Origin of the sequence: Domibacillus enclensis (assembly GCF_900156125.1) — a bacterium.
In the GTDB taxonomy this organism is placed as follows: Bacteria; Bacillota; Bacilli; order Bacillales; family Domibacillaceae; genus Domibacillus; species Domibacillus enclensis.
In genome coordinates, this window is the sequence record NZ_FTLX01000020.1 from 1 (window position 1) to 5,063 (window position 5,063).

The 5,063-nt window shown below is 44.3% G+C and carries 4 protein-coding genes; 3 read left to right on the forward strand and 1 reads right to left on the reverse strand.

The window, feature by feature from the left end:
- Nucleotides 1-334: 334 nt before the first annotated feature.
- Entirely contained in the window at nucleotides 335-1,981 is a 1,647-nt protein-coding gene (locus BW952_RS19040) for an SLC13 family permease (RefSeq protein WP_045849845.1), read from the reverse strand.
- 460 nt (nucleotides 1,982-2,441) lie between these two features.
- Between BW952_RS19040 and ttdA the strand changes: the two genes are divergently transcribed.
- From ttdA to BW952_RS19055, 3 genes are read left to right on the forward strand one after another with little or no spacing between them, the layout of a single operon-like run.
- Complete coding sequence (gene ttdA, locus BW952_RS19045; protein ID WP_231581304.1) at nucleotides 2,442-3,353, forward strand: L(+)-tartrate dehydratase subunit alpha; 912 nt, start codon at nucleotides 2,442-2,444, stop codon at nucleotides 3,351-3,353.
- Nucleotides 3,350-3,961: a L(+)-tartrate dehydratase subunit beta gene (gene ttdB / locus BW952_RS19050; protein WP_045849844.1), complete on the forward strand. Its 612-nt coding sequence runs from the start codon at nucleotides 3,350-3,352 to the stop codon at nucleotides 3,959-3,961. Before ttdA ends, ttdB begins: the two co-directional genes overlap by 4 nt.
- A gap of 19 nt (nucleotides 3,962-3,980) precedes the next feature.
- Nucleotides 3,981-4,793, forward strand: a complete 813-nt coding sequence (locus BW952_RS19055) for a fumarylacetoacetate hydrolase family protein (protein ID WP_045849843.1) — start codon at nucleotides 3,981-3,983, stop codon at nucleotides 4,791-4,793.
- The last annotated feature ends 270 nt before the right edge of the window (nucleotides 4,794-5,063 follow it).

The window sequence follows — 5,063 nt, forward strand, 5'->3', positions numbered from 1 at the left end:
AAAATGTATTAAGAAAATGATTATATTATTAACTGTGGATCGTTGATGCTAGAGCATCAGCGGTCCTTTTCAATTTTTTCTCTCAATTTAAGGTAGTGATGTTGACTGCAATATGTAGGTTTCTTTGGATGATTGAGTAAAAACTGAAACTGGTGAACGGGAAGTCAAAGAACATACTGTACATGTTGTAAACGAAAAACCAGCTATTCTAGAGATCAGCAACTGGATCTGTAAGCATATGAAAAAAAGGAGCTGATCAAAAAAGATCAGCTCCTTTTTTCCTTCTAATTCCTTCAAGATTTTGTTTGAAACATGTTCGTGGGCAGTGCCGTATTTACATCAATCCACCAAAAATGATCGGCACAAAAAATGACACAACGATAATGGAGAAGATGATACCGCCAATGTTCAGCCACACACCGGTTTTGGCCATCGTGCTCATTTTAATGTAGCCAGTAGCAAACACGATCGCATTTGGCGGGGCGGCAACAGGGAACATAAAAGCGAATGTTGCTCCCATGCAGGCTGCGACCATTAAGATAATTGGGTCTACCCCGAGGGCGGCGGCACCAGCGGCTACGATCGGGTAAACCATTGTGGATGTGGCGGTGTTGGATGTAAACTCGGTCAGCAGTGTAATCACGCCAACGATGAGCGCAATGGTTACCCAGAGCGGAACATCCGTGAAATTCACAAGCTGGCTGCCAATCCATTGATCAAGCCCAGAGCTTGAAATCCCGGCAGCCAGAGCCAGACCGCCTCCGAACAACCATAAAATGCCCCACGGAAGTTTTTTGACGGTGTCCCAATCCAAAATGGTGCCGGATTTGTTTTTGGCCGGGATGACAAACAATAGAAACGCACCGAGCAAAGCGATGACCGTATCATCTATACCAGGAATTATATTTTCGAGCAAGAACGTCCGGGTAATCCAGCCAATTGCGACAAGAGAAAAAACAGTTAACACTACTTTTTCCTCAAACCCCATCCGTCCCAGATCCTGTTGCTCCTGTTTAATGATGTTTCTTCCTCCTGGAATATCCTTCAGCTTCATTGGATAAGCAACCTTCACTAAATACAGCCAAACGAGCGGGATCAGAACAACGACCAGCGGAATCCCGAATGACATCCATTTCGCAAATGAAATTTCCACGCCGTACAATTTATTGACTGTAGCGGCTAAAATAGTATTTGCGGGTGCGCCGATTAACGTCCCGAATCCGCCTAGCGTCGCTGCATAAGCCGTCCCAAGCATTAAAGCGGTGCCGAACGGAAAGTTGCCCGGTGTAGTGTCGACATTTGAGCCATTATGTTTTAGTGAATCTGCCACCTGCTTTGTCACCGCAAGCGCCATGGGCACCATCATCATCGTAGTAGCGGTGTTTGAAATCCACATCGATAAAAAGCCGGTTGCCGTCATAAAACCGAGAATAATCATGCTTGGATTCGTTCCGATAAAAGAAATAATGCCTAGTGCAATACGTCTGTGCAAGTTCCACTTCTCCATTGTTAGCGCTATCATAAAACTGCCTACAAAGAGGAAGATCAACGGGTCTCCGTATGAGGCGGAGACATCGCCTGTTTCCATAATACCGAAAAGAGGAAACAGCAGCAGTGGCAGCAGAGAAGTCAATGGAATCGGAATGGCTTCTGTCACCCACCAGGTTGCGATCCAGGCAACAATCGCCAGAACGGTCACGGCCTCACTCGACATTCCTTCCGGTGACACGAGAAAGCGGATAAGCAAAAATAGAAGAGGTCCGGTTAACAATCCGATCCATTGTGCTTTTGAATAGGAAGGAGGATGTTCAGGGTCAGGCTCCTGCATCAGGTTTTCCACTTTTTTGTTTACCGGAGCATCTGACTTTCTGGCAGCGGAGCCATTCGCCATCAGATGCAGACCGAACATTGTTTTAGTCCAATTCCTGACCTGTTCATCCCACGCCCACATTTGATTCCATAACGATCGTACTGATGTCATTGCATAATCCCCTTTCATTCCATCTCATTTTTCAAGAATTTGATACCGCTTTCAAAAATAAACCCCCATTTCCTCCTTTGACTTGTCCATGACCTAACTCACAAGTTGTTTACGCTTAAAACATTACTCAATGAATACATTGTTGTCAATATTTTTTTATAAAACGTTTAAAATAACCTTTTTTATAAAAAACTTGACTTTATTGTATACGTTAATTTATATTTGGTGTAGCAAGAGGCAATTGAAGGCCTGAGAGAAACAATCGATGAGTAAGGATAAGCTGGCGAATCGGAATCGAAAAACAGATCGTCCAATAAGAATGGAACGAATCGGTCTGAAACACTTGGTTTTATAAGTGCCTTTCTATTTTTGAAAGCGATTTCGAGATTTGCGGCTCGTTCAATTTTTTTCAATCGAAAGTTGGTCTTCAGCCAAAAATAAAAGGATGAGGAGAATGACAATGAATACGATGGTGGATAAAGTACAGCAAAAAGAAAAAATGACCGAATTGATGTCCAAGTTTGTTTCGCTTGTCAGCTACAAGCTTCCTGATGACGTTGAAGGGAAATTAAAAGAATTAAGTGAAGAGGAAGACAATCGTCTGGCGAAAATTATTTACAAGACAATGTTCGAAAATCAGAAGCTGGCCTCTGAGCTGAAAAGACCTTCTTGCCAGGATACCGGTGTCCTTCAGTTTTTTGTGAAATGTGGAGAAGACTTTCCTTTGATTGGGCAGCTGGACCGTATTTTAAAAGACAGTGTATATAAGTCCACACAAGAAACACCGCTGCGTCACAACTCAGTCGAAACATTCGATGAATACAATCCGGGTATGAATGTCGGAGACGGCTCCCCGAGTATTTTCTGGGAAATCGAAGAAAACAGCGATAAGGTAGAGATATATACGTATATGGCTGGCGGAGGATGCACACTTCCAGGCGTTGCGACCGTGCTGATGCCGGGTGAGGGATATGAAGGGGTAGTGAAGTTCGTGCTGGACCGCATGACAAGCTATGGCATTAACGCCTGCCCACCGCTCCTGGTCGGTGTCGGTGTCGGAACATCGGTGGAAACAGCTGCGCTGAATTCGAAAAAGGCGCTGATGAGATCCGTTGACAGCCAAAATGAAAATGAAAATGCAGCAAAGATGGAAAAGCTGCTTGAAGATGGTATTAACGCGATTGGTCTGGGGCCACAAGGACTGAAGGGCTCTAAATCCGTTATGGGCGTTAATGTTGTCAATACCGCAAGACATCCTTCAACCATCGGAGTGGCTGTGAATACAGGGTGCTGGTCTCACAGAAGAGGAAAAATCACATTTGACAGCAGCTTAAATTATGAAATCAGTACACATGCGGGGGCAGAGCTATGACTAAAAAAGTATTAACGACACCGATTAAAGACGAAGATTTAGATGGGATCAAAATAGGCGATATTGTTTATTTAACGGGCACGATTGTCACATGCAGAGACGTGGCGCACAGACGGCTGATTGAAGAAAAAATCCCATTGCCTGTGGATCTTAGAGGAAAAGCCATTTTTCATGCGGGTCCTATCGTACGGGATCACGGGAACGAGGAGTATGAAATTATTTCAATCGGTCCAACAACGAGCATGAGAATGGAAAAATTCGAAAAAGAATTTATTGAAGAAACAGGTGTAAAACTGATTGTAGGCAAAGGCGGCATGGGAAAGAATACAGAAGAAGGCTGCAAAACACATAAAGCACTTCACCTCGTTTTCCCGGCTGGCAATGCGGTGTACGCGGCGAAAAGCGTGGAGGAGATAAAGGAAGTGCACTGGAAAGACCTTGGAATGCCAGAATCTTTATGGGTATGTGAAGTAAAGGAATTCGGTCCGCTTATTGTTTCCATTGATACAGAAGGGAATAATGTCTTCGAAGAAAATAAAGTGGAATTTAACCGAAGAAAAGAAGAGCAATACAAAATAATTAGTGAGCAAGTCAGATTCATCAAATAAGTTATGGAGTTGGACGTCTATGCCGGTACTGCAAAAAACGCAAACGATCGTTCGTTATCAGCAGCCTAACGGAAGCATCCACTACGGTGTCGTAGAAGACGGCGACATTTTTCAGCTAAGTGGCGGTTTCACTGAAATGGCAAAAGAGGAATTGACTTACGACGGGGTAAAGGTTCGATTCGATGATGTGACCCTTCTAGAACCAGTAGTTCCATCAAAAATTGTCAACTTTGGCTGGACTTACGTTGGACATGCAACGGAAACAGGCGGCACGGCGAACCTGAGGGAGCCATTCTTGTTTTTAAAACCCGTATCATCGCTGATTCCTGATCAAGGAGAAATTCTTCTTCCATCCGGTCATTTAACCAGCCAAGTAGAGATGGAAGGAGAAGTAGCCCTTGTAATCGGCAAGCGCGGCAAAAACATCAAAGAAGAAGACGCGTTGGACTATGTTTTTGGCTGTACAATCTTTAATGACGTCACAGCACGGGATCTGACGAAAACCGACCCCCAATTCACGCGAGGCAAAGGATTTGATACATTTGGTCCGCTGGGTCCGTGTATCGTAAAAGGGCTGGACCCGAGGAATCTCAGAATTGTTACAACGCTTAACGGCCGAGTTGTACAAGATGGCAATACAAATGAAATGTCGCTGTCCATTCCTTTTTTGATCAGTTGGATTTCACAAGTGATGACACTTGAACCGGGCGATATTTTGGCAACAGGCTCTCCATCCGGAAGCTGCCCGATGAAGCATGGGGATATTGTTTCGGTTGAAGTAGAGCAGATCGGCACGCTTTGTAATTACGTTAAACAAGAAACGGAGTTATAAGCATCATTGCTAAGTGAAAGAAAGGGTGAAGAACAGAAATACTTCGCTGTTTTTACGGAAAAAGTGGAATCATTGATTTGAGAAAGCAGGTGATAAGCCTGCTTTCTTCATGTTGTTGAAAAAAGAACATGTCAATGAAAAGCAGGTAACTCTTTTTCAACGCTACTATGCTTGTGCGAACACGGTTCGGGCGGCTTCTGCAGGACTTCGCGTTCGGAGGGGCGGGCGGTGAGCTAACTTTTGTCGCTACGCTCCAAAAGTGGATCTCAC